At 44.4% G+C, this 23,101-nt stretch carries 19 protein-coding genes and 2 rRNA genes (1 of these 21 only partly in view); 1 reads left to right on the top strand and 20 read right to left on the bottom strand.

The window, feature by feature from the left end; translation table 11 throughout:
- Nucleotides 1-25 precede the first annotated feature (25 nt).
- The 13 genes from NEJAP_RS07675 to leuC form a co-directional block, all read right to left on the bottom strand.
- Nucleotides 26-589 carry an SPOR domain-containing protein gene (locus NEJAP_RS07675; RefSeq protein ID WP_201350053.1) on the bottom strand — a complete coding sequence of 188 codons (564 nt, stop codon included), beginning with the start codon at nt 587-589 and terminating at the stop codon, nt 26-28.
- The gene (gene folC / locus NEJAP_RS07670; protein WP_201350052.1) at nt 589-1,875 is read right to left on the bottom strand and encodes a bifunctional tetrahydrofolate synthase/dihydrofolate synthase; all 1,287 of its coding nucleotides are present in this window, start codon (nt 1,873-1,875) and stop codon (nt 589-591) included. The genes NEJAP_RS07675 and folC overlap by 1 nt, the downstream gene beginning before the upstream one ends.
- Before the next feature lie 54 nt (nt 1,876-1,929).
- Nucleotides 1,930-2,889 (bottom strand): acetyl-CoA carboxylase, carboxyltransferase subunit beta, encoded by a 960-nt coding sequence (gene accD / locus NEJAP_RS07665; protein WP_201350051.1) that lies wholly within the window; start codon nt 2,887-2,889, stop codon nt 1,930-1,932.
- 34 nt (nt 2,890-2,923) lie between these two features.
- The gene (trpA, locus tag NEJAP_RS07660; protein WP_201350050.1) at nt 2,924-3,727 is read right to left on the bottom strand and encodes a tryptophan synthase subunit alpha; all 804 of its coding nucleotides are present in this window, start codon (nt 3,725-3,727) and stop codon (nt 2,924-2,926) included.
- A 20-nt stretch (nt 3,728-3,747) separates the two neighbouring features.
- Nucleotides 3,748-4,938: a tryptophan synthase subunit beta gene (gene trpB, locus NEJAP_RS07655; protein WP_201350516.1), complete on the bottom strand. Its 1,191-nt coding sequence runs from the start codon at nt 4,936-4,938 to the stop codon at nt 3,748-3,750.
- 13 nt (nt 4,939-4,951) lie between these two features.
- Entirely contained in the window at nt 4,952-5,578 is a 627-nt protein-coding gene (locus NEJAP_RS07650; protein WP_236591103.1) for a phosphoribosylanthranilate isomerase, read from the bottom strand.
- Between the two features lie 59 nt (nt 5,579-5,637).
- Nucleotides 5,638-6,495, bottom strand: a complete 858-nt coding sequence (gene truA, locus NEJAP_RS07645; protein WP_201350049.1) for a tRNA pseudouridine(38-40) synthase TruA — start codon at nt 6,493-6,495, stop codon at nt 5,638-5,640.
- A complete protein-coding gene (locus NEJAP_RS07640; RefSeq protein WP_201350048.1) occupies nt 6,492-9,422 on the bottom strand; it encodes a FimV/HubP family polar landmark protein in 2,931 nt (976 codons plus the stop codon). The genes truA and NEJAP_RS07640 overlap by 4 nt, the downstream gene beginning before the upstream one ends.
- Nucleotides 9,423-9,596: 174 nt before the next feature.
- On the bottom strand, nt 9,597-10,619 hold the full coding sequence (locus NEJAP_RS07635; protein WP_201350047.1) for an aspartate-semialdehyde dehydrogenase: 1,023 nt from the start codon (nt 10,617-10,619) through the stop codon (nt 9,597-9,599).
- Between the two features lie 63 nt (nt 10,620-10,682).
- Nucleotides 10,683-11,798 (bottom strand): aspartate-semialdehyde dehydrogenase, encoded by a 1,116-nt coding sequence (asd, locus tag NEJAP_RS07630; protein WP_201350046.1) that lies wholly within the window; start codon nt 11,796-11,798, stop codon nt 10,683-10,685.
- A gap of 104 nt (nt 11,799-11,902) precedes the next feature.
- The gene (gene leuB, locus NEJAP_RS07625; RefSeq protein WP_201350045.1) at nt 11,903-12,985 is read right to left on the bottom strand and encodes a 3-isopropylmalate dehydrogenase; all 1,083 of its coding nucleotides are present in this window, start codon (nt 12,983-12,985) and stop codon (nt 11,903-11,905) included.
- A 28-nt stretch (nt 12,986-13,013) separates the two neighbouring features.
- Nucleotides 13,014-13,661: a 3-isopropylmalate dehydratase small subunit gene (leuD, locus tag NEJAP_RS07620; protein ID WP_201350044.1), complete on the bottom strand. Its 648-nt coding sequence runs from the start codon at nt 13,659-13,661 to the stop codon at nt 13,014-13,016.
- Nucleotides 13,662-13,694: 33 nt separating this feature from the next.
- The gene (gene leuC / locus NEJAP_RS07615) at nt 13,695-15,116 is read right to left on the bottom strand and encodes a 3-isopropylmalate dehydratase large subunit (protein WP_201350043.1); all 1,422 of its coding nucleotides are present in this window, start codon (nt 15,114-15,116) and stop codon (nt 13,695-13,697) included.
- Nucleotides 15,117-15,395: 279 nt separating this feature from the next.
- Between leuC and NEJAP_RS07610 the strand changes: the two genes are divergently transcribed.
- Nucleotides 15,396-15,659 (top strand): hypothetical protein, encoded by a 264-nt coding sequence (locus NEJAP_RS07610; RefSeq protein ID WP_201350042.1) that lies wholly within the window; start codon nt 15,396-15,398, stop codon nt 15,657-15,659.
- A gap of 16 nt (nt 15,660-15,675) precedes the next feature.
- Here the strand turns inward: NEJAP_RS07610 and hisA are convergent, their stop codons facing one another.
- From hisA to NEJAP_RS07575, 7 genes are all read right to left on the bottom strand, one after another.
- Nucleotides 15,676-16,440 carry a phosphoribosylformimino-5-aminoimidazole carboxamide ribotide isomerase gene (gene hisA, locus NEJAP_RS07605; protein ID WP_201350041.1) on the bottom strand — a complete coding sequence of 255 codons (765 nt, stop codon included), beginning with the start codon at nt 16,438-16,440 and terminating at the stop codon, nt 15,676-15,678.
- A gap of 109 nt (nt 16,441-16,549) precedes the next feature.
- Nucleotides 16,550-16,801: a cell division topological specificity factor MinE gene (minE, locus tag NEJAP_RS07600; RefSeq protein WP_201350040.1), complete on the bottom strand. Its 252-nt coding sequence runs from the start codon at nt 16,799-16,801 to the stop codon at nt 16,550-16,552.
- Nucleotides 16,798-17,610 carry a septum site-determining protein MinD gene (gene minD / locus NEJAP_RS07595; RefSeq protein WP_028471084.1) on the bottom strand — a complete coding sequence of 271 codons (813 nt, stop codon included), beginning with the start codon at nt 17,608-17,610 and terminating at the stop codon, nt 16,798-16,800. The genes minE and minD overlap by 4 nt, the downstream gene beginning before the upstream one ends.
- Before the next feature lie 48 nt (nt 17,611-17,658).
- Nucleotides 17,659-18,366: a septum site-determining protein MinC gene (gene minC, locus NEJAP_RS07590; protein ID WP_201350039.1), complete on the bottom strand. Its 708-nt coding sequence runs from the start codon at nt 18,364-18,366 to the stop codon at nt 17,659-17,661.
- Between the two features lie 256 nt (nt 18,367-18,622).
- Nucleotides 18,623-20,656: a bifunctional diguanylate cyclase/phosphodiesterase gene (locus NEJAP_RS07585; protein ID WP_201350038.1), complete on the bottom strand. Its 2,034-nt coding sequence runs from the start codon at nt 20,654-20,656 to the stop codon at nt 18,623-18,625.
- A gap of 272 nt (nt 20,657-20,928) precedes the next feature.
- Nucleotides 20,929-21,044, bottom strand: a 5S ribosomal RNA gene (rrf, locus tag NEJAP_RS07580).
- Nucleotides 21,045-21,159: 115 nt separating this feature from the next.
- Nucleotides 21,160-23,101, bottom strand: a 23S ribosomal RNA gene (locus NEJAP_RS07575) (it continues 950 nt past the right edge of the window).

The raw sequence follows: 23,101 nt of genomic DNA, 5'->3' as shown, positions 1-23,101 counted from the left end.
TAACAGAGCGTTAAGATGAACCCAATCACTGAGTCGTGAATCTGAAAATTATTCCATCCAAACCAAAATCACTTTGCAGTGCCGCTTTTAATTTTTCAAGACGCTGGCGCTTCATATCTGGCCCTACATAGACTTTAAACAGGTTCGCATTTTTGCGTGTATACACTTTATGCCCGGCTTCAACTAACTGCTTGCGTAATGCCCGAGCATTAGATTCATCTTTAAAGCTGGCCAGTTGTAATGTCCATGCCACCGGCACATTCTGCTCATCTAGCTGGGGCTTATCTGTACGAGTACTTACAACCGGCCTTTTTTCTTGAGTGACTGCTTTTTTCTCAGGCTTTTTTTCAACCAACACTACAACTTCTTCAGGTGCTTTTTGAATAGGCGCATACTCAGACGTATCTGGTAGCAATTTTGTTTGTGGCTCAAAGCTTACGACATCAGGCATTGACGGTGCCGGTGGAATACGACTTTCCAAATGCCTCTCGCGATATCCCTCCCCCGTCAAAAATAAAGGAAATAAAACAACAGCAGCGACCACAATCACGGACAGACCTAATAGCCGTCTTTTCACACTCTCTTCCATTAAAGCAGCTCCCTGTGAAGAACAGGGTAAGCACCACCCACTGTAAAGAATGAACCTGCCACGACTATCGTGCCGGTTGTAGCAGCATCAGTTGCAACAAGGGTGTTAACAGCGTCGGCTACCGTGTCATGACAAACAAGATTCTGTTTATTAATACCTGACTCAAACAGATGAGAACTCAATTGTTCCGCCGTCTGCCCCCTAGGTACATCTAAAGTTGCAAGATGCCAACACGTAACTACTGGCGACAATGCTTTTATAACAGCTGAGCAATCTTTATCTGCCAACATACCAAGAATTAACTGCACACCATTAGGGTCAGTTTTCTTTAACTGCTGGGCCAGATAAGCAGCTGATTGCGGGTTATGTGCGACATCAAGAATAAAATGGTGCCCTTGATACTCGACAGCTTCCATACGGCCAGACACCTGCGCATCACGCAGGCCCTGTGCAATATTAGCAGGAGAGCACACTAAATTTGAAAGTAAAATTGTCTGAAGCGCAGTCGCTGCATTTTGCAAAGGCAAACGAGGCAATGGAAGATCAGCCAAAGTTACAGGGTCATCATTGATATCACGACCCTGCCAAAGCCAGCGGGTATTATTTTGTAATCGATACTCAAAAGACGTATTTACCTGTCGTAAATGACTACCGAGTTCTTGTGAATAGTTTTCAATGGAAACAGGAGGGTCTAGCTCACCGCATATTGCAGGCTTGCCTTTTCTGAAAATTCCGGCCTTCTCCCAGCCAATTTTCTCCCGGTCATCACCAAGCCAGTCAACATGGTCAATATCAATCGTGGTTACCACCGCCACATCAGCATCAACGACATTTATAGCATCTAAGCGTCCACCAAGACCCACTTCTAAAAGCGCGACTTCAGGCTGCTGGTCAGCGACAAGCCACAGCGCAGCAAGCGTCCCCATCTCAAAATAAGTTAACGATATACCTTCACGCGCCTGATCAACTGCATTAAAAGCAGCAACTAAGGAGGCATCATCAACTAACCCACCGTTAATACGAACGCGCTCATTATAAACTTGTAAATGTGGGGAGGTATAACAGACTGTTCTATAACCAGACCGGCGATAGATAGCATCTAAAATAGCAACGGTAGAACCTTTACCATTCGTTCCAGCCACCGTAATGACATGCACATTGGTGAAATCTAATGACAACCTGCTGAATACAGTTTGTACCCGTTCAAGACCAAGATCAATGGCCACAGAATGGCTTTTCTCCATCCAACTAAGCCATTGTTCAAGCGTAAATTCTGATCTATTCATTAATACAGTTTACCAAAAGAAAGGCCGGCAATAACCGGCCTCAAACCATCTAATTTACGAGTCTGAGCTTTTTTCAGTTTGCTGCTCATCAGAGAGTTCTACTTGCTCTTCTGAAGGATCAACGGCATCAGCAGCCAGCGCCTCTTCAACTATAGGCTCTGCAAAGCGGTGCATGAACATTGAAAGGACTGAGTGCAAACGCTCACGCATTTCTAAACGCGAAACGATCATATCAACCTGACCATGCTCTAATAAAAATTCAGCCCGCTGAAAGCCTTCTGGCAGCTTTTCACGTACTGTTTGCTCAATAACACGAGGACCGGCAAATCCAACTAATGCTTTTGGCTCAGCAATGTTCAGGTCACCTAGCATTGCTAAGCTCGCTGATACGCCACCATAAACAGGATCAGTCAACACAGAGATATAAGGAATCCCTGCTTGGCGCATTTTCTCAAGCGCCGCACTGGTTTTTGCCATCTGCATCAACGAGATCAATGCTTCTTGCATGCGCGCACCACCTGATGCGGAAAAGCAAATCAGAGGAATGTTCTCTTCTAATGAAATGTTTACAGCGCGGACAAAGCGCTCACCAACGACAGCACCCATTGACCCGCCCATAAAACGAAAATCAAAAGCCACTGCCGCAACAGGCATGTTTAATAACGTTCCACGCATGGCAACAAGCGCATCTTTTTCGCCCGTAGCTTTCTGTGCGGCTGATAAGCGGTCTTTATATTTTTTCGTATCACGAAATTTCAGACGATCTACTGGCTCTACTTCTGCTGCCAGTTCTGTGAAGGAATCTTTATCTAAAAAAGACTCCAAACGCTGGCGTGCAGCTAAGCGCATGTGATGATCACATTTTGTGCAAACGTTAAGGTTTTTTTCTAACTCTGGAAGATACAGCACTGCCTCACATTTAGGGCATTTTTTCCAGAGACCTTCAGGAACGCTCGCTCTTTTATTTTCAGAACGTACAAGCGAGGGGACAATTTTGTCTAACCAGTTACTCATTCTTATCTAAATCCAGTATGATAATTCGTTATTCTCAGGCGTCCATAGCACTGCGCATTTGTGCAATAATAGCAGCGACATCAGTAGAAATCTGTTCTGGTTGAGATACTTTTTCAGCTATCGCATTAACCAAGACACTTCCTACAATAACGCCATCTGCTACTTTAGAAACAGAGGCGGCCGTTTCTCCATCGCGAATACCAAAGCCAACACCCACCGGCATATCGGTATGACGACGTATAATCTCAAGCTTTTCAGCAACTTCACCAACATCTAATGCTGCAGAGCCTGTTACACCTTTAACAGAGACGTAGTAAACATAGCCTGAACCAAACTCACAAACTTGCTGAATACGGCTTTCTTCAGTTGTTGGCGCTAACAGATAGATCACATCCAAAGCATACTCTTTCATGATGGCAGCAAACTCAACAGACTCATCTGGTGGAAGGTCTACTGTCAACACTCCATCAACGCCAGCATCACTGGCTTGTTTTGCAAAGCTCTCATAGCCAAGCGTTTCAATGGGGTTAAGGTAGCCCATCAAAACAACAGGTGTTTGCTTATCTAGTGCACGAAACTCTTTAACCATCTCCAAGATATCCAGAAGACGCGTACCGTGACGCAGAGCTCGCTCGCATGCCAACTGAATCACCGGCCCATCTGCCATTGGATCCGAAAACGGCACGCCTAGCTCGATAATATCAGCGCCAGCATCAACCATCGCATGCAATAGCGGCACAGTAACTGACGGCTGAGGATCACCCGCAGTCACATACGGAATAAGCGCTTTTCGGCCATCCGCTTTAAGAGATTCGAAACATTGATTAATACGACCCATTCTCAAAATCTCCTTAACAACTAAATTTCAATACCATCAATACCGGCGACGGTATGAATATCTTTATCACCACGACCAGACAGGTTGACCACAACAATCTGCTCTTTATCCATCTCTTTGGCAACTTTAATAGCGTGAGCAACCGCATGACTAGACTCCAGGGCAGGCATAATACCTTCCACTTTTGTCAGCATACGAAATGCATCTAACGCTTCTTCGTCAGTGATCGCTGCATATTCAGCACGACCTGAATCTTTTAACCATGCATGCTCCGGACCTACGCCTGGATAATCTAAGCCCGCCGATACAGAGTGCGTACCTAGAATTTGCCCTGCATCATCAGACATCAAGTAACTTCTGTTTCCATGCAAGACTCCTGGACGCCCTGCACATAGAGGCGCTGCATGCTGCCCAGTTTCAACACCGTAGCCACCGGCCTCAACGCCAATCATACGAACATCAGCATCTTCGATAAATGGATAGAACAGACCAATCGCGTTAGAGCCGCCCCCGACACAAGCAACCAAAGCATCCGGCAGACGCCCTTCATGCTCAAGACATTGCTGGCGTGCTTCACGACCAATGACACACTGAAAGTCTCGTACCAGTTTAGGATAAGGGTGCGGGCCCGCTGCCGTGCCTATAATATAGAAAGTATCATCCACATTCGTGACCCAATCACGCATTGCTTCATTCATTGCATCTTTAAGCGTGCGAGTCCCTGACTTAACAGCAACCACTTCAGCACCTAACAATTTCATGCGATACACGTTTAATGATTGGCGATGAACATCATCAACGCCCATATAAACCTTACACTCAAGCCCCAAACGCGCTGCAACGGTGGCAGAAGCAACACCATGCTGCCCAGCACCCGTTTCTGCAATAATGCGCGGCTTACCCATAAACTTAGCCAATAGTGCCTGACCAATAGTGTTGTTAATTTTATGGGCACCGGTGTGGTTTAAATCTTCACGCTTCAAGTAAATCTTTGCACCGCCAACTTCTTTAGTTAGGCGCTCTGCAAAATACAATGGCGATGGACGACCAACATAATGTGCTAAATCATGATCAAATTCTTTTTGGAAGTCCGCGTCAGCTGAAAGTCGCTCATAAACCTTTTCAAGGTCCTTAAGAGCGCCCATTAGCGTTTCAGATACAAAACGACCACCGTAAGGACCAAAGTGCCCTCGCTCATCAGGCAGCTGCATGAGAGCAGCCAGATCAGTTGTTGTTGGCACGTGCCACCTCTTTAAAAAAACAATTAATTTTATTCGCGTCTTTAAGACCCGCAGATTCTTCCACCCCGCCGCTAACATCAACAGCGAAGGGTTTTACTTGTTCAATTGCCTGTGCAACATTCTCTGCACACAAGCCACCAGCCAGAATGATACTAGAGCGCATAGACTGTGGTATTCGATTCCACTCGAAGGATTCGCCAGTCCCCCCCGGCACCCCCGCCTTATATGCATCGAGCAACACAGCACGTGACGAAGAGTAACTGCTAGCTTGCTGCACTAAATCAAGACCAGGCTTCATTCGTAACGCTTTAATATAAGGTCGCTCAAACTGTACACAATATTCTGGAGATTCTTTACCGTGAAACTGTAGGAGATCGACCTTTGTCAGAGCTACTATCTCTTTAACAACATCGGGGGATTCATCTACGAACAACGCAGTCGTCGTGATAAAAGGCGGAAGTACTGAGATGATATCCGCAGCGATAGAAGGCTCAACGTATCGAGGGCTTGGTTTATAAAAGACAAAGCCAAGAGAGTGTGCTCCAGCTGCTATAGCTGTCAGCGCATCTTCTGCACGAGTGATACCACAAATTTTTACGCGTACTGCCATGATTAAGTCGATATATTTTTAGGCAAAGAGGGAATTCTAACAGAACTAGCGACTCAACGTTAGCCAGTAATATTAAGGAAATAAGGACCCAGTTCAGATTTTGGTAAAGCGTAACTCTGTGGATACTTCACATCAACAAAATATAAGCCTGAAGGTGGTGCTGTTATCCCTCCAGCGCAGCGATTTCTAGCGTCTAATACTTGTTTAGCCCAAATAGGCTCAGCTTCACCGGCACCAATACTCATTAGCACACCGGCGATATTTCTAATCATATGGTGTAAAAAAGCATTGGCTTGCACATCAATAACTATTAACTCACCTGAACGATAAATATTCAGTGCTTTTACATCCCTGATTGGGCTTTTGGCCTGACACGCTACCGCTCGATATGAAGAGAAGTCATGTACTCCAACCAAGTGAGCACCCGCCTCACGCATCCGTTCAATATCCAGAGGCTTATAAGTCCAAGTAACCCCTTTCGATAGCAAGGCAGGTTTAATTCTAGTGCTATATATCAAATAACGGTAACGACGTTCCTGAGCACTGAAGCGCGCATGAAATGTATCATCAACAGGAGTAGCCCAACGTATAGCAATATCATCAGGCAAATTACTATTACCCCCCAAAACCCATGCACGATTTTCACGCTTTGCATGCGTATCGAAATGAATTATTTGATAAGTACCATTAACGCCAGTATCTGTTCTACCCGCACATACAACTGTTACAGGTTCATTCGCTACAACTGAGAGTGCTTTGTGCATATGCCCTTGAACAGTAGGGACTTCATCATTCTTCTGAATCTGCCAACCGTTATAAGCAGCACCAGCATACTCCACACAAAGCGCATAACGATAAGAAGGGGCGACCGTAGTCGCCCCTTCTTCACTGCCTAACTGAGTTATTTCTTGCGTCAAACAAGACCTCCTAACAACTCTGTCGCTTCATCTTTTTGAGAATCATTACCTTCTTGGGCGATCTCTTCAAGAATATCTCTAGCACCTTCAACATCATCCATATCAATATAAGCTCGAGCAAGGTCAAGTTTAGTTTCAACTTCATCAGCCCCATCCAAGAAACCCAAAGCATCAAGAGAATGCTCCTCTTCTGAAGAAGATTCCTCTAATGCTATATCGTTATCAGTGCTGTTGAGCAGCGCTTCTAACTCATCATCAAGCTCAGCATCTAAATCGTGCTCAATATTAGATGTCAGCTCGCGAGTGACCTCTTCATCCGTAGGTGTTCCCGGCAACTCATCATCGGATTCATCAAAACTCAGGTCATCCAGATCAAAGCCTGCCACATCTATTGGTGCTTCTTGCTCAGTCACACCAAGACCAAGCTCTTCAGGATCATCCAAAAGTTCAGCTGCATCAGAGAGGCTCGCACTTTGCTCAGAAAGAGCTGCGTCTTCAGCCGTTTCTTCATCATCAAGACCCAAAACATCGTCTAGATCGCCAAAGTCATTTAAGTCACTGTTATTATCTAGCGTTTCTTCATCCAAAGAAGCAAGTTCGCCATCACCAAGGTCTTCAAGCTCTGGCACTTCCTCTTGCACATCTTGATTCTCTAGAAGTGAATCTAGATCAGCCATCAAGTCCGTTTCAAAATCTAGATCATTCTCATTAGAAGTAGGCTCAACCTCTACTTCAGGTGCAGAATCAGCCATATCAAGGTCATCTAATTCAAAATCAAGCTCATCTAGCTCGTCTTCTAAATCTTTCATCGCTGATTCTGATTCAACAGACTCAGGTTCTGCGTCACTCAAATTAAACTCGAGCTCTTCCTCATTACTGACAACCTCATCATCAGCAATAGTGACAGGCTCCTCATCTAACTGATCAAGGCCCAAGGATGCCAACGACTCTAATGAATCATCTACGTCATCAGTATCAGAAATCGGGTCGACTGCATCCATGCCAGAGCGTACATTACTTTGACGAGATTGCTCTAGAGCATCTAACTCATCGTCATCATCTGCCAGCAACTCATCTAAGGCCGTATCGGCGGCTAATGCACTACCAGGAAGATCTCCTAACTCAAACTCATCCTCTAAATCTGGCGACTCTGCTGACTTAGGCTCAACCGAATCTAATTCAGTTGCACTGTCCATATCAGCCAATTCATCCAAGCCCAAGTCAAACTCATCATCAGACTCATTATCATCTAGAATCGACCCAAGTAGGTCATCGTCATCAAGGCCATCTGTAGTCTCAGGCTCTGGCTGCTCAGACGCTGTAACAGCATCATCAATAGCCATCACATCCAGGTCTTCCTCGAACGAATCATCCAGATCTAAGTCCATATCTAAATTCAGATCATCTAGGTCATCATCAAGATCAAATTCGCTAGAAGCAACGTTTTCGCTTCTCTCTTCTAATGCCTCTTCTGCAGCAGCCTCAGCCAGGTCATCTGAAACCTCTTCTAATTCCGCAAGCGAATCTTCCTCATCAATAGCACTATCGTCTTGAACATCTACTGCATTAAAAAACTCTTCTTCCTCGACGGCTTCTTCAGCTTTTTTCTTGCGACGCAGCATTAACCACAAGCCCACCAACACTGCGATAAGCCCGCCGCCAATGCCTGCCAAATATTCAGGTGCTTGAAGAATCTTATCAATTAAGCTTTTTTCAGGTGGCGGGGGTGGAGCCACAACAGGAGCAGGAGGCTTATTCACTTCAGTTTGTAACGCGGCCAACTGCTGATCCTTAAGCTCAATAAGGCGTTGCAATGAATCTAGCTGCTGCTGAATAGCATCTAATTTATCATTAAGGTCTACATTATCTCTTTCCAGACGATCTAATGACTCCATCGAAACAGCTAACTGGTTTTCTAATGATTCATTTTTTTCAATAAGCTGCTGCTTTTCGAGATCTTCTGTTTGCACACTTTGGTCATCTACAGCCGCTTCATCTTTACTCACTGCTTCTGCAGGCGTGACAACTTTTAGCTGCCCACTATTTGCCTCATCAGGCTCTTGAGAATCCGCGGCTTCACTCTTTAAACTTTTTTTTGATCCGTCAATTGGTGCTTTATCCGGTGCAGGTGCTTTACCCTGCTTCCATAGCGCTGTTTGTCTATGAACTTCTGCAGCGGCTTGCTTAGAGCTTATAGCCCTCGCCTCCGCTTCAGTTGGAAGATTAAGAACGACACCCGCTTTCAGGTTGTTAATATTCCCATCAGGAAATGCCAGCGGGTTTTTCTTATGCATAGCGACCATCATTTGATAAGACGATATATCAGGCGCAATGCGGTTATCCAGAGCCAATCCCCACAAGGTGTCTTTCACATCAACATACGCTTGTGTCTTTTTATCCATCCGCGTACGAATATTAGAAGAATTTGCCTTAGCACGTCTAGGCACAGGTGTTTTAGCTTGAATACTTGAGCGAGTATCTACTGACGAAGAGACTGCAGGCTCAACAAATTTTTGCGTCGGTGATGGATCAAAAACAGGGGGATCAAGTAACAGTGTATACTCGCGAACGAGCCGACCACTTGGCCAATTAACTTCAACTAAGAAATTGATAAAAGGTTCTTTAACGGGTTCTCTGGAGGTCAGTAAAATAACACCACTACCGTTGGGGCTAACTTTTACTTGAAAACGGATATCAGACAGCGCTCTTTGCTGACTTAAGCCTGCCAGTGCAAACTCGTCCTGGTCTGCCATTCGAGGCCGAATCTGTAAAGGGTTTAAATCCCGTATCTGGTGCAGCTGAATTTCTGCACTCAGAGGCTCATTTAAAGCCGATTTAATCTTAATATCACCAAGCCCTAACGCGTTCGCCTGTGTTGATACAAGAGCACCTGCAACAGCCAGACTTAAAGCAAGTTTGCGCAGCATTTTATTTTCCTTAAGTTACTTACTGATTATTTCTTGCATAATCAGCAAGTTGCCGATCCGATATGTGATCAAAGTATTGTTAATAAGTGCCAATCGGTCAAGAAACTGAGTAAATAAGAGTGTAATTTCTCCAATTACACACATTTTTATCAATCAAGCGGCAGATCTGACACTTTACAGGTAGTCATTTATAACTAATTCAGCCACCTGTACTGCACTCAAAGCAGAACCTTTTTTTACGTTATCGGCCGTTATCCATAAACTTATACCTTGATGTCCATGCAAATCTTCACGAACACGACTTACATACACAACATCACTACCGGCAGCATCTGTAACTGGGGTTGTAAAGTCCATTTCATGATCTTTACCAATGACATCAACACCTTCGACGGCCTGTAATATTTCCGTCACTTCATCAGCACTAATATATGCTTGGGTCTCGATAGAGACTGACTCACTGTGACCAAAAAATACCGGCACTCGAACACAGGTAGGATTAACACGCACAGAGGGATCATCCAAAATTTTCTGCGTACCTAACACTAAGTTCATCTCTTCCTGAGTATAGCCATTTTCAAGAAAGTTACCGGCATGAGGAACAACATTGAAAGCAATTTGCTTACTAAATACGTGAGACTCAATCTCTTTTGCATTGAGTAGCTGTGTAGTCTGTTTAGCAAGCTCTCCGACACCTTTTCTGCCAACACCTGATACAGCCTGATACGTTGATACATTAATGCTATCAATACCAACAGAGCGATGAATTGGCGCTAGCGCCAACAACAACTGCGTCAGTGGAGCATCAGGAATACTGATCATATTTCTAATAGAAAAGTCTGCAATTCTATATGCATTAACTTCTGGAATTACCAAGGGTACATCAGGGTCATTACAAAACGCTGAACTCGTATCAATAACTACGCATCCGGCGTCGGCTGCGATTGGCGCATACTGAATTGCAACTTCCTCAGATGCAGAGAAGAAAGCAATCTGTGCTTGACTAAAGTCAAAATCAACGACACTTTGCACCGTTAACGTCTGGCCTTTAAAAGTAATTTTTGTACCTGTACTGCGCTCACTAGCCAGCAGATATACATTCCCTATCGGAAAAGCTCTTTCCTCAAGAACACTTAAGATATTTTCACCAACCAAACCCGTGGCGCCCACAACAACAACATCAAACACTCTATCCATTACACCCTCAAAACAAAACAGCCCGAACAATGTCGGGCTATTGAAAACTAAATATGAATTTTATCAGGCTTGTTCAAGCAAGATTCGTAGCATACGACGCAACGGCTCAGCCGCACCCCATAACAACTGATCACCAACACTGAAAGCATTTAAGTATTGACCACCCATATTCATCTTACGCAAACGACCAACAGGAACACTCAAGGTACCAGTAACTTTTGCAGGGGTTAGTTCTGCTGCCGTAATATCACGTGAATTAGGAACAACCTTAACCCAATCATTTGCTTCACCGATCATCGCTTCAATTTCGTCAATCGGAAGATTTTGCTTGAGCTTAATAGTAAATGCTTGGCTATGACAACGCATAGCGCCGATACGCACGCAAGTTCCATCAATTGGAATAGGGCTTTCAGAACGGCCAAGAATTTTGTTAGTTTCAACAAAGCCTTTCCATTCCTCTTTGCTTTGTCCATTCTCTAGGGCGACATCGATCCAAGGAATCAGACTGCCAGCTAATGGCACACCAAAATTGTCTACAGGCATGTTTGCACCACGAATGGTTTCCGCAACACGCTTATCAATATCTAAAATAGCGCCATTAACGTCTACTTTATCTGCAACAGAGTTATGAATAACACCCATCTGACTGATCAATTCACGCATGTGGCGCGCTCCGCCACCGGAAGCGGCTTGATAGGTCATTGATGTTAGCCATTCAATCTGACCAGACTTAAACAGCCCCCCCAAACCCATCAGCATTAAAGAAACCGTACAGTTACCACCGATAAAGTTTTTAACACCTGCGGCTAAACCTTTATCAATTACCTGACGGTTTACTGGATCCAATACAATGATACTGTCATCAGCCATACGCAACGAAGATGCTGCATCAATCCAGTACCCCTGCCAACCAGACTCACGTAGTTTAGAGAACACCTCTTTCGTGTAGTCTCCGCCCTGACAGGAAATAATAGCGTCCATCGTTTTTAATTCTTCAATATTGGTGGCATCTTTAAGTGCCGGAATCGACTTCCCAATATCCGGGCCAGCTCCGCCAACCTGTGAAGTAGTAAAAAAGACAGGCTCATCGATAAAATCGAAGTCGCGCTCTTCCATCATGCGTTGCATCAGCACAGAACCCACCATTCCGCGCCAACCGACAAAACCTACACGTTTCATTGGTATCCCCAATTAAATAAATTACAAAGTACATAAAAACAAAAGCCGGCTTCCTAAAAAGCCGACCAATAACACATTATGCTCTAATTTAAGCTCGATTAAAATTAGCCTTTAAGTGCAGCAACGACAGCATCGCCCATCTGAGCGGTAGTAACCACTGTCATTCCATCAGACATAATATCTACGGTACGTAAATTCTGGTCCAGAACCTGGCTCACAGCCGCTTCAATTTTATCTGCTGTATCACCTTCATTCAGCGAGTAACGTAACATCATAGCGACTGAAAGAATGGTTGCCAACGGATTTGCCTTACCCTGACCTGCTATATCGGGAGCAGAACCATGACACGGCTCATACATCCCTTTACCGTTAACATCCAAAGATGCAGAAGGAAGCATGCCAATCGATCCCGTCAGCATTGCTGCGGCATCTGATAATATATCACCAAACATATTGCCAGTAACCATAACATCAAACTGTTTTGGCGCACGCACCAGCTGCATTGCAGCATTATCAACGTACATATGACTTAGTTCTACGTCGGGATATTCCTTAGCAAGGTCGTCCATAATTTCACGCCATAATACTGTCACTTCTAGTACGTTAGCTTTATCAACTGAGCACAGTTTTTTACCGCGCTGGCGTGCCGCTTCAAATGCAACTCGACCAATACGGCGAATCTCATTCTCATCATACACATACGTGTTGTAACCTTCGCGAACACCACCCTCTTTGACACGCACACCACGAGGCTGACCAAAATAGATACCGCCTGTCAGCTCACGAACAATCAAAATATCTAAACCTGAAACAATTTCAGGCTTCAACGAAGAGGCATGCGCCAATTGAGGATAAAGAATAGCTGGGCGTAGATTACCGAATAAACCCAGGTTCGAACGAATACCCAATAAGCCTTTCTCAGGACGAATCTGAAAATCAGGAATAGCATCCCACTTAGGCCCACCAACAGCACCAAGAAGAATAGCATCCGCTTTTTTAGCCGCGTCCAGCGTGGCTTCAGGCAACGGTATACCGTCTGCATCAATAGCGGCACCACCAACTAGTGCTTCTGTAAACTCAAGCCCTAGTGAATACTGCTCATTCACTAGCTCTAAAACACGCTTAGCTTGTTCTACAATTTCGGGACCAATACCATCACCTGGCAAAATCAGAACATTTTTACTCATTTCAAAATCCTTAACTTATCTACTTCTATTACTTGATGGCATCAAACAACCATGGAGCTTCTTGGCGACGGCGTGTTTCATAGTCTTTGATATCTGCGGCATTTTGAAGCGTCAAACCAATATCATCCAAGCCATTTAACAAGCAATGCTTACGAAAAGAATCTACTTCAAATTCCATTTCAACACCACTTGGCGTAACAACGACTTGTTTTTCTAGGTCAATTGTTAACTGATAACCTACAGCGGTTTCAACTTCACAAAATAATTGATCGACCTGCTCATCATTCAGAATGATGGGCAACAAGCCATTTTTAAAACAGTTGTTATAAAAAATATCAGCAAAACTAGGTGCTATCACACAACGAATACCAAAATCATCTAATGCCCATGGAGCGTGTTCACGGCTTGAACCGCAACCAAAATTCTTGCGCGCTAACAATACTGCAGCACCTTGATAACGCTCTTTATTCAAGACAAACTCAGTATTTAATGGACGGCCAGCACAATCCTGATCAGGCTGACCTTCATCTAAGTAACGTAACTCATCAAATAAATTGGGACCAAAACCAGAGCGCTTAATAGACTTCAAAAACTGCTTTGGGATGATCATATCAGTATCAACATTGGCACGATCTAACGGCGCAGCAATACCCGTTACTTTAGTAAAATTTTTCATTATATTTTTCCTTCTCAATAAGCCACGGCGGCCTTAACTGCCCATCAATTCACGAACATCAACAAAGTGTCCGGTAACAGCTGCCGCTGCGGCCATTGCAGGACTAACAAGGTGCGTACGCCCACCAAAACCTTGACGACCTTCAAAATTACGGTTGCTGGTAGAAGCGCAATGCTCACCACTTCCCAACTTATCAGGGTTCATTGCTAAACACATAGAACAACCCGGCTCACGCCATTCAAGACCCGCTTCAACAAATATTTTATCTAGGCCTTCTTTTTCTGCTTGTGCTTTAACTAATCCAGAACCTGGGACGACTAATGCCTGTTTAATTGTAGAAGCAACTTGACGCCCTTGAACTACAGCAGCAGCGGCTCGCAAATCCTCGATACGTGAGTTAGTACAAGAACCAATAAATACACGATCCAATTGAATGTCAGTAATCTTTTGATCAGCATTCAATCCCATATACTGCAAGGCACGACGAATACCATCGGCTTTAGTCGGATCAGATTCATTCTCAGGGTTAGGCACTGTAGCCGTTACATCTACTACCATTTCAGGAGATGTTCCCCATGTAACTTGAGGAATAATATCTTCAGCTTTAATAACAACAACCGTATCAAACTCAGCATCATCATCTGATACTAGATCTTTCCAAGCAGCCGCTGCAGCATCCCATTGAGCATCTGTTGGTGAGAATGGACGTCCTTTAAAGTAATCGATGGTTGTTTGATCAACAGCAACAAGCCCTACTCTAGCACCTGCTTCAATGGCCATATTACAGATTGTCATACGGCCTTCCATTGATATGCTACGAATGGCTTCGCCACCAAACTCAATAGCACACCCATTACCGCCGGCTGTACCAATCACGCCAATGATATGCAATACAACATCTTTTGCAGTAACGCCAATACCTAGCTGGCCATCGACACGCACTAACATATTTTTCATTTTCTTAGCGATCAAACACTGAGTTGCCATCACATGCTCAACTTCAGAAGTTCCGATACCATGCGCTAAGGCACCAAACGCACCGTGCGTAGAAGTATGAGAGTCACCGCAAACAACAGTCGACCCAGGAAGCGTCATGCCCTGCTCCGGGCCGACCACATGAACAATACCCTGGCGTGTATCATTCATTTTGAATTCAACAACACCGAAATCATCACAGTTATCATCTAAGGTTTGTACCTGAATGCGCGATACCGGATCGACGATAAGGTCTACACCGCCTGCACGTTCGGTTGTGGGCACATTGTGGTCCGGCGTCGCCAAATTGGCATCTATACGCCATAATTTTCGACCGGCAAGGCGCAGCCCTTCAAAGGCCTGAGGCGATGTAACTTCGTGAAGAATCTGACGATCGATATAGATTAATGCACTGCCATCTTCATTTTGACGAACAAGGTGCTGATCCCATAATTTGTCATATAATGTCTTACTCGCCATCAGAACCTTCTCCTGTATCTGGCTAAAAACGCGTCTAAGAAGCTACGCAAGCTAGCTTAGAATCCTATTTGCACGCTATTTACGAGCATGCAATCTTTAATATGTCGCCATCCTAATCGAGCTCTACGAATTATACAAATTCATAATTTTTATAGTTTCAATTCCAAATAGGAATATATCAACAGGCTCATTCCCAAAACTGTCATATATCAATGCTAACTCGCTTAAACACTTTAAAATAAGAGATCACTCTAGCAGCTAAACAAACAGGAGGAGCCAGTGAAACCCAACGCCACAACAGCCATGGAGCAACTGATTGAGGAAGTACGTTTTACCATCCCTTTTGAACTTCCTGTGAGTGACCTCTGTTCTGGCATCTGCAATGGTTGCTCAAAAAAGCTGATTGATTTTCTTGATATTGAAATAGGCGATTGGGAACAGCGGCTGCAACAAGGGGAAAAGCCAGGCTTGGGGGACATTGAAAAATTAGCCAAGACCAGCCGAAAAATCTACCGCGTCCTGCAGAAAAACAAACTGGTCTGAAGCTAACCTTATTACTTTACGATGCTATATTTTTATTCCAATCAATACATGCATCGAGTGTCACACCAGAGCCACCGAAAACATCCAGCGCACTACCGATGGTTAAATCAACTTTGCCCCCCGATAAAAGACTTACCTGCTGCAAATCTTCAAGCGAGCGGGCACCACCTGCATATGTAACAGGAATAGTAACTATCTCCCCCAGCAACTTAACTAAGTTTTTATCAATACCAGCTTGCAAACCTTCAACGTCAGCTGCGTGAATTAAAAACTCAGCGCAATGCTTTTCTAGCTCACGCAATGTATCAAGATCAATACTGGTTTCAGTCACGGTTTGCCAACGATTCGTTGCAATATTCCAACCAGAACCTGTACGTCGACAGCTAAGATCCAAAACCAAACGCTGCGCACCTACTTCAGCTTTAATCTGCTCAAGGCGCTCCCATGAAAAGCGACCATTTTCAAAAAGATAGGAGGTAACAATTACGTGTGAAGCGCCGGCTTGAAGAAACCCAACAGCATTTTCATGATTAACTCCACCACCAAACTGCAAACCGTCAGGCCAGGTATTCAAGGCCAGTAATGCCTGCTCCTTATTCCCAGGACCAAGCGCGATAACATGCCCCCCCGTAAGGTTATGCTTATGGTACAAGCGCGCATAATAAGCCGCATCATAGGCGCTAACAAAATTGGTTTTTGCACCGCCATCGTTAAGACTACCGCCAACAATTTGTTTGACTTGGCCTTGATGTAAATCGATACAAGGTCGAAACTGAGTCACCCTTATCTCCCATGTAAAAACGACTTATTTAGCAGCATTAAGAACATTACTACCAAACCGCCAAGCCGCTCATCCATACTTATTTAGCTACGTCTTATTCACGCAGCAGTTATTCCGGCAATGTGATGTTCAGTTCCAATACCGAGCAGTCATCATTGTTATCTAGCTGCACCGACACTTGGTCATTTTCAATGCTCACGTATTTACGAATCACATCGATAATTTCCTGCTGCATTAACGGCAGATAATCTGGTTGCTGCCGCTTATTACGCTCATGAGCAACAATAATCTGCAAGCGTTCTTTAGCTACTGATGCTGATGTCTTTTTTTCTTTTTTCAAAAAGTAGTTAAAAATACTCACTTCTTACCTCCTAACAGGCGCTTCAAGAAACCTACTTTCTGCACCTCAAGAAAACGGTGCTCTGCTTCTTCGCCTAACAGTCTAGAGACAGCATCAAGGTATGCTTGGCCTGCTTCCGAGTCTTGATCCAAAATAACTGGCGCACCTTGGTTAGATGCCTTAAGTACAGCCTCAGATTCTGGAATTACTCCCAACAAAGGAACGGCCAAAATATCTTCGACATCGGCAACACTTAACATCTCTGCAGCAGCGACACGCTCTGGATTATAACGAGTCAGTAACAAATGCTCCTTAACCGAACCACCCTGCTCAGATTTTAATGATTTGCTCTGTAGAATGCCCAAAATGCGATCAGAATCACGCACAGAAGACACTTCTGGGTTAGTCACTACAATCGCCTCATCTGCAAAATAAAGTGCCATCTGCGCACCCTGCTCAATGCCTGCCGGTGAATCACAGATGATATACTCAAAATCTTTCGCTAAGTCATTCAATACTGTCTGTACACCCTCCATCGACAAAGCATCTTTATCGCGAGTTTGTGAAGCCGGTAAAATAAATAAACCTGGAGTACGCTTATCTTTAATCAGCGCTTGATTTAAGCTCGCTTCTTTATTAATAACGTTAACAAAGTCATATACGACACGTCGCTCACAGCCCATGATCAAATCAAGGTTGCGCAGACCTACATCAAAATCTATCACGACTGTTTTAAAGCCGCGTAGCGCCAAGCCTGTTGCGATTGCAGCACTCGTCGTTGTTTTACCTACACCACCTTTACCGGAGGTCACTACTATAATTTTAGACACTTTGATTCCTCATAACCCGATTTAGGTAACCCATACTGCAGCATTATATTAAATAGCCGCAACCTGAATGGATTCACCCTCTAAAAACGCATGTGCTGGTTGCTTCCAGCACTGCTCTCGCAACGTATCATTTAATATAAAATAGCCAGCAATAGACACTAACTCAGCTTCCATTTGGCGACAGAAAATACGTGCATCAGTATCACCTTTTACCCCCGCTAAAGCCCTGCCTCGCAGCGGGCCGTAAACATGTATATGCCCATCAGCCAATACTTCAGCGCCTTCACTAACAGCTGCCATCAAAATCAAATCTGAGCCTTCAGCATAAATCTGCTGCCCTGAACGGACCGGTTTAGTAATAACCTTACTCGGCCGTAATTTTGCCTGCACTACAGATTCCACAATTTGCGCAACTGGTTCAGCTTGTATTTCAGTAGCCCGAGTATTTGATGCGGGTAATGATGCCATCCCAAGCTGTCGAACCGTACTGAGCAAATCATCAGTAACCGCTTTACATGCCATAGGCTGCAAACCCAACTCACGGCACGATGCAACTACTTGGATAAGCTGATCTGGCAGTAAGACACCATTATACTGAGATAAATTAAGTACTAGAGGAGATGCATTAAAAAACTGCGGCGCTGAATCAATTTTATCCTTTAATTGCTGAAAAAAAGCAGCACAAGAATAATCATACAGATCCATAACAACCGCTGTTACAGCGGTACCTTTCATCTGAAAACAAACATCCGCCATTCAGCAATCCTAACTTACAAAAAACCGGCACATAACTAACCCCCAACAGCGCTTGCCGTCAATCTCAACTGCGGGGCAATTAATCAACACGTGAATAATTCTGGGCGACTACTTTACCAAATTGCTATGACAGCAGGAAACCAATCCAAGCATTGATTATAAAATATATTACGCACCTGCGTGAAATTCGTTGTATTGTAAAGTAAAGAGAAACTATTGAGGTATAAAAGTTCCATTTTTAAGGCATACATAACCATTACTGCGTTTGTAATGCCACTTGGCGAAGTGCTTCATCTCGGTACGCTTCAAGGAAAAACATGCATCTATTTCTTCCTTCTTTTTTAGCTCGGTATAACGCCAGGTCTGCATTTTTAATAACATCCTCAGAATTATCACCATCCAAAGGAAATAAACTAATCCCCAAACTACAGGTCACCTTAAGTTTTTGGTTCCCGATCAGTAACGGTTTACTAACAACCTCCAAAATATTTTCGGCAATTTTTTGAGCATCGTCACGTCCGTTAACGCTCTGCAATAAAAGTGTAAACTCATCTCCACCAATACGCGCAACCGTGTCTGACTTTCGTACGCATAAAAGAAGCCGCTCAGCAATAATCTTCAATAATTCATCACCCGCATCATGACCAAGCGTATCATTGATCAGCTTAAATCGATCTAAATCGAGCATAATTAAAGCCAGTTCAGATGATGTGGAGCGCAAGCAAATTGCCGCAGCCTGGTTTAGTCGGTCATTAAATAATCGGCGATTTGCCAACCCCGTTAAAGGATCGTATAACGCTAACTTTTCTAGTTGATTCTGTGCTTTCTTTTGTTCAGTAATATCCTCACTAACACTTACAAAGTGAGTTATATTTCCATTCTCATCGCTAATCGGTGATATCGACATAAAGGACCAATAAAAAGCACCCGTTTTAGTCCTATTATAGGTTTCTCCTCGCCAATCACTGCCCGATAGAATCGTTTGCCACAAATCTGTATGAGTTTGCTCTGTTGTATGCCCGGTACTGACAATGGAAGGAGTTTGCCCTATTACTTCACTGGAGAGGTAACCCGTAATATTGCAAAAGCTAGGGTTCACATATTCAATAACACCTTGCTTATTGGTAATCATAATAGAACTACCGGCATGCTCAACAGCCAAAGATAGTTTTTTCAACTCCATTTGCGAACGCTTTTGAATTGATATATCTGTTATAAAAGCAAAAATACCCGAACCATTCTCAATAGGACCACCTGAAAGCTGAGCATAAATTAGTTCTCCGCTCTCTTTTTTAAGTACCGTTTCCACGCTCCAGTTTTTTTGATTCTTCAATGTTCTAAGAAGTGTGCTAATAAAAATCTCATCGGGTGAAGATAAAAAGGAATAAACCGATCTTCCCAATACCTTCTCCCTAGCAGAAGAGAGCATCTCGCAAAAAGGGACATTACAATGCGTGATATTTAACGATTGATCTAATGTAATAAAACCATCAGTTGTAGTTGAAATAAAGGAGCGAAGCATTGCCTCACTTCTTTCAAGTTCACGCTTGGCGCTTTTTTGCGCTGTAACGTCATTAATAATTGAGTATAAGATCTCTTTACCATTGGCATTAAAAGGACCAGATACTACTGCTACATCACGTATGTCACCATTTTTTAGCTTATGTTGAAAGTTAAAAAAGCTTCTCTCTTCCAGCTGTGCTCTCTCCATTTCAATCTGTGTCTGTTCTGACGGCAAGATGTTCAAATCAGAAATACTTAAACTTTTGAGTTCTTCAATGCTATAACCATAATAAGTTTGTGCAGCAGCATTGGCATCTACAATAGCCTGAGTTTCAGGATCAATAAGAAGCTGTATTGCCTTACCGCGCTGAAAGAGTTGGCTATACATATCTTTCGCTTTATTGCGCTGTATATCAGATACCTTGCGTTCCGTAATATCTATGACATAACCGTAAGCATGTTCTGAACTACCAGCACAAGACTGGGGAATCAAGGTCCTATCAACGACCCACCTATACTCACCTGACTTATTTCTAACTCTATACTCTTGCTCAAAACTTTGACTACCAAACTGAAGATGAAGATCAAGCTCCCCTCTTATCTTAGGAAAATCATCTGGGTGTATTAAGTCCGAATAATTAACTACTCCACTAATAAAGTCTTTCGAGTAATAACCTAGCTGTTGAATATTGTCCGAGACATAGTTGACTGACCAGTTTTCACTCGGCTTCCAAGTAAAGAAGATCACTGGTCCATTGATATGAAAGAAGGCATCTTGAGGGTTCATTGTATTTACCCCGACTTCACGATATAAGCCCGTTAAGAACAAGGAGCTAATCCTTTAAAATCTAACTATCCAAAGATAGTTGCTAAGATAATAATTACACAATGACGTACTCATTGAATTGATTTATAACAACATTATTTCCTAATCCCGTCTGAAATTTGCTTTTGTTAATGTGCTTCCTTTCATAAGCCTTAAGCAATAGTTACTCACAAAGTTTTCTTTCAGGCATAAAAAAACCCTGATCACGAAGTGATCAGGGTTCTCTATTAAAAGCTTGGCGATGACCTACTCTCACATGGGGAGACCCCACACTACCATCGGCGCTAAAACGTTTCACTTCTGAGTTCGGGATGGGATCAGGTGGTTCCATTTCGCTATGGTCGCCAAGCATAAACTGTCACAACATGGATTTGATGAAGGCTTTTCTTTGTCTTGGTCTATTCACAAGCACTACTCTGTAATCTTATCTTTACTACATGCTTCCCACACGCCTTTGGCGTTATATGGTCAAGCCTCACGAGCAATTAGTACTGGTTAGCTCAACGCCTCGCAGCGCTTCCACACCCAGCCTATCAACGTCTTAGTCTTAAACGGCTCTTTAGGGGAATCAAGTTCCCAGCGAGATCTCATCTTGAAGGGGGCTTCCCGCTTAGATGCTTTCAGCGGTTATCCCGTCCGAACGTAGCTACCCGGCAATGCCACTGGCGTGACAACCGGAACACCAGAGGTTCGTTCACTCCGGTCCTCTCGTACTAGGAGCAACTCTTCTCAAATCTCAAACGCCCACGGCAGATAGGGACCGAACTGTCTCACGACGTTCTAAACCCAGCTCGCGTACCACTTTAAATGGCGAACAGCCATACCCTTGGGACCGGCTTCAGCCCCAGGATGTGATGAGCCGACATCGAGGTGCCAAACTCCCCCGTCGATGTGAACTCTTGGGAGGAATCAGCCTGTTATCCCCGGAGTACCTTTTATCCGTTGAGCGATGGCCCTTCCATACAGAACCACCGGATCACTAGCACCTACTTTCGTACCTGCTCGACGTGTCTGTCTCGCAGTTAAGCACCCTTATGCGCTTGCACTCAATGCATGATTTCCGACCATGCTGAGGGTACCTTCGTGCTCCTCCGTTACTCTTTGGGAGGAGACCGCCCCAGTCAAACTACCCACCACACAATGTCCTCGATCCCGATTAGGGAACAGAGTTAGAACCTCAACAGTACCAGGCTGGTATTTCAAGATTGGCTCCACACGATCTAGCGACCATGCTTCAAAGCCTCCCAGCTATCCTACACAAGTAATGTCAAAGTCCACTGTGAAGCTATAGTAAAGGTTCACGGGGTCTTTCCGTCTAGCCGCGGGTACGCTGCATCTTCACAGCGATTTCAATTTCACTGAGTCTCGGGTGGAGACAGTGTGGCCATCGTTACGCCATTCGTGCAGGTCGGAACTTACCCGACAAGGAATTTCGCTACCTTAGGACCGTTATAGTTACGGCCGCCGTTTACCGGGGCTTCGATCAAGAGCTTCGCCGAAGCTAACCCCATCAATTAACCTTCCGGCACCGGGCAGGCGTCACACCCTATACGTCCACTTTCGTGTTTGCAGAGTGCTATGTTTTTAATAAACAGTCGCAGCCACCTGGTATCTTCGACTGCCAGCAGCTTAGAGCGTAAAGCTCATCACCGCCAGCAGCGTGCCTTCTCCCGAAGTTACGGCACCATTTTGCCTAGTTCCTTCACCCGAGTTCTCTCATGCGCCTTAGTATTCTCTACCTGACCACCTGTGTCGGTTTGGGGTACGGTTCGTTATAACCTGAAGCTTAGAAGCTTTTCCTGGAAGCATGGCATCAACAACTTCAGTCCTCAAGGGACCTCGTCATCGGTTCTCAGTCTTATAAGAGCCCGGATTTACCTAAGCTCTAAACCTACTACCTTAAACGCGGACAACCAACGCCGCGCTTGCCTAGCCTTCTCCGTCCCTCCATCGCAGTTATAACCAGTACGGGAATATTAACCCGTTTCCCATCGACTACGCATCTCTGCCTCGCCTTAGGGGCCGACTCACCCTGCCTCGAATAGCGTTGGACAGGAACCCTTGGTCTTCCGGCGGGGAGGTTTTTCACCTCCCTTATCGTTACTCATGTCAGCATTCGCACTTCTGATACCTCCACGGTGCCTCCCGGCTTCCGCTTCAACGGCTTACAGAACGCTCCTCTACCATGCCATAAATGGCATCCGCAGCTTCGGTGTCTAGTTTTAGCCCCGTTATATCTTCCGCGCAGGCCGACTCGACTAGTGAGCTATTACGCTTTCTTTAAAGGGTGGCTGCTTCTAAGCCAACCTCCTAGCTGTCTAAGCCTTCCCACATCGTTTCCCACTTAACTAGAACTTTGGGACCTTAGCTGGCGGTCTGGGTTGTTTCCCTTTTCACGACGGACGT

Origin of the sequence: Neptunomonas japonica JAMM 1380 (genome assembly GCF_016592555.1) — a bacterium.
Classification (GTDB): domain Bacteria; phylum Pseudomonadota; class Gammaproteobacteria; order Pseudomonadales; family Balneatricaceae; genus Neptunomonas; species Neptunomonas japonica_A.
This window is presented reverse-complemented; position numbering and strand designations above follow the sequence as displayed.